Below are 3,462 nucleotides of genomic sequence, written 5' to 3'. Positions count from 1 at the left end.
AAACTTGCAATCCAAAAAATTTTTTTTATAATAATGCGATGGTTGAAAAATTTACACCTCACCGCGCCATAAGAAAAGTAAAAATAGACAGAAGCGAGATCATATTTGTCGCTATTTATGCAATTATTTTGGAAATTTTATTTTATCTTTTAGTCCCTAAAATAACATATTTTTGGGGAAATTATACAAAAACCATACTAAATTTAAATTATTCGAGTATCATTGGAACGGAATATTTCAATTTATATGTTCTTGATACGATAGGCACATTTCCACAATTCAGTTTCTCTTTCTTCAGTTTACTTATATCTACTGCCATACTTTTTGTGCTTCTTATTCAAAGACCACATATGATGAAGTATTTCCTTATTTATATTGACTCCGTAATTATTGTGTCTTCATTCTACTTCTTAATTTTCAAACAATTTTTTCCGTACACGCTTACAAAACTATTAGAGATGTTAACTTATATGCAGGCTTCAAATCTCATTCTATTTCCTATAGTTAGTGCTCTGTCTATAATATTCTTCAAAACAAAAATTTACAAAAAGATATTATTTATTACTTTTGTAGTTCTGTATGCCTTTTTGGTCGATACTGTAAGATATATAGTGTTTGTGTTTATAACAAAAAATCTCAGTTATATTTTCTCTCCTCTCTTCTTTTTTATTCTTGGACCATACTTTGACAGTTTATATTTTGTATCGTTTTTCTCCTTTTTTGTTTCATTGTCTTCAAAAGATAGCAATGGGGAGATGTTCGAATGGTAAACATAATAATCTTTATAAGTAAGGTTTATGCTTATGTTTTAATGTTCATACTTCTAATATACACGGTAAGGCATTACATCTTTAGCCTCAATAGAGTATTTGGTAAGCAAAGGATTAGCTATGGAGATATTATTGATTCCGATTTACCATTTGTTTCAGTTCTTATTCCAATGCATAACGAAGAGAAAGTAGCAAAAGATATATTAATTTCCCTAACTCTTTCGTCATATCCTAAGGACAAACTTGAAATTATCCCAATAGATGACAGTTCGGAAGATAGCACAGCACGTATTCTTAAAGAGTTTGAGAGTAAATATGATTACATAAGACCACTTTACCGCAACTCCAATAGGAAAGGGAAACCAGCAGCATTAAATGATGCTTTACGCTTTGCAACTGGTGATATAATTGTCGTTTTTGACGCAGATTATATACCAGGAAAAGGACTCATAAGAGAACTTGTAATAAACTTTATTGATCCTTCAGTTGGTGCAGTTATGGGAAGAGTTATACCACTAAATATATCTAAAAACATACTTACTAGATTAATAGACCTTGAGCGAATTGGTGGGTATCAGACAGACCAACAATCAAGATTTAATCTAAAGCTTATTCCTCAATATGGTGGCACAACTGGTGCATTTAGAAAAGAACCTGTAGTCCTTACTGGTGGTTTTAAAAACGAAATTCTTGCAGAAGACACAGAATTAACATTCAGACTATATCTCATGGGGTATAAAGTGATATACTCAAACAGAGCAGAATGCTATGAAGAGGCCCCAGAAAGTTGGATCGTGAGAGCAAGGCAAATAAGAAGATGGTCTTGCGGGCATAACCAAGTGATGTTTTTGTATGTTCCGAAGATCATCTTTTCGAATAAACTAACCATAAAAGAAAAGGTCGATGGTCTGCTTCTTTTGGGTGTGTATTTTCTCCCATTGCTACTTCTCATAGGTATTGTTAACTCTTTTATACTTTTCTTTTCGGGTGCTTATTTTCAATTCATCTTACAAAGTGTGGCTTCGGTTTCTATATTCCAGAGTTTTGGGAATTTTGCGCCATTTTTTGAAATCGCAGTTGGCACATATTTAGATGGAGTAACTAACAGAGTAAAATTACTACCTATTTTGGGAATCAATTTCTTCTTTGAAATGTGGTTTTCTTCTTTAGGATTTTTAGATGCTTTGAAATATATTATAAGTAAGAGAGAAATACATTGGCAAAAGACGGAGAGGTTTAGGGAATGATTTTTATAACGATTTTTATGATTTTAGTCTTCATCCCATTTTTAATTCCAATTTCAGAAATTGTAAGTAAAAGGGATATCTTACCAATAAATATAAATTTTTCATTTGTAAGAGACCCTCGATATTTTGGAAAATCGTTCCGTCACAAAATTGAATCACTTATTAGTAATGAAATATTAGAAGAACTAATAAAAGAAAACAAAAGACTATACCTTAAAAATGACGCAATTGAATTTTTTGAATCTCTTGAAACTCATGAAAATTTTGAAACAGAAAATATTATCTTCACCTTAGAAGGTTTGCGTATTCAAAAAAATTCAAAACTTGGGGAAGTATACTCAAAAGGTCCAGTATATGTCGGTAAGAATTCAACTATAAGAGCTCTTGCGTCTGATTCAGATATTTTTCTTGAAGAAATTGTTATCATAAAACGATGGATTGACTCTTTAAAAAGTATATTTGTTTCTAAAAACTGCAATTTAGGAGTAAGTGCAAGCGCAGAGGATACAATTTTATTATCTAACAACGTGCAGTTTGAAAGGCTTTATGCCAAAAATATATCGTCTTATAATACAAAAAGTGAAGAAGTTGAAAGGGAATCCTACATAATAGGGACGATAAAAGCAGATGAAGATATTGAAATAAAAGGGAGTATAGAAATTGTTGGCAATTTAATAGGTGAGGGAAAAATAAAACTCCACGACAATGTATCAGTAAAAGGAAATGTATTTTCACAAGATTCAATAGAAATGCAACGTGGTGTAAGGATAGGAGGCAAAAACAAAATTAAATCTGTAGTTGCAAATGGAGAAATCTATTTAGGTGAAGATGTAATAATCCATGGATATGTATCTTCAAAGAAAGGAAAAACAGTATGAGGAAGATTGCTGTAACTTTAATAATCATTGCAATATTGTTTGGCTTTGTTGGATTCAAAATATACCAATCTAAAGGAAAAAATGCCTACTACTCAATCATATTAGCATACAATCCAAAAGAAAGTTCCTATATAATTGATGCTTACAAAAGTGTGCTTGAAGAATTAAAAGTTCCATATTTACTTGAAAGTACTTATGACTTGTCTTCAGAAAATGGAAAAGAATTTGTTAAAATTCATAAAGCTATCATCTTTATGGATGGCGTTAATAAATACCTTCCCGAGGAGATTATTCCTTTTCTTCAAGATTATATTAGAAATGGTGGCTCGGTTTTTGCATCATTTGATATAGGTGTAAAAACGATTGACGGTGTTTATAAAGATAAAGGAACACTTTCTTCGATTCTTGGAGTAAATAATATAAATTATGGAAAGTACAAAGAAAAATCTTTTACAGAAGGGAATCTTATTATAAAGTCGCAAGAATCAGTAAAATTTTTGAATATTCCATCTTATAAATTGGAAAATGGTAAGTTTATTTCAGGGTATATGTACGGAAAGCTCACCT

The 3,462-nt window shown here is 31.0% G+C and carries 4 protein-coding genes; all 4 read left to right on the top strand.

Annotated features, from left to right (window positions below; genetic code table 11):
- The first annotated feature begins 38 nt into the window (after positions 1-38).
- Positions 39-770 carry a hypothetical protein gene (locus ACP5SP_RS03320; RefSeq protein WP_428076036.1) on the top strand — a complete coding sequence of 244 codons (732 nt, stop codon included), beginning with the start codon at positions 39-41 and terminating at the stop codon, positions 768-770.
- Entirely contained in the window at positions 764-2,017 is a 1,254-nt protein-coding gene (locus tag ACP5SP_RS03315; protein WP_428076035.1) for a glycosyltransferase, read from the top strand. Before ACP5SP_RS03320 ends, ACP5SP_RS03315 begins: the two co-directional genes overlap by 7 nt.
- Positions 2,014-2,895: a hypothetical protein gene (locus tag ACP5SP_RS03310; protein WP_428076034.1), complete on the top strand. Its 882-nt coding sequence runs from the start codon at positions 2,014-2,016 to the stop codon at positions 2,893-2,895. Before ACP5SP_RS03315 ends, ACP5SP_RS03310 begins: the two co-directional genes overlap by 4 nt.
- Positions 2,892-3,462: hypothetical protein (locus ACP5SP_RS03305; protein ID WP_428076033.1), on the top strand; the 571-nt coding region annotated here is incomplete at its 3' end. The genes ACP5SP_RS03310 and ACP5SP_RS03305, both read left to right, overlap by 4 nt.

Origin of the sequence: Caldisericum sp. (assembly GCF_049967455.1) — a bacterium.
Lineage (GTDB): Bacteria > Caldisericota > Caldisericia > Caldisericales > Caldisericaceae > Caldisericum > Caldisericum exile_A.
Note: the sequence above shows the minus strand (reverse complement) of the source record. Positions and strands in the feature narration are given on the sequence as shown.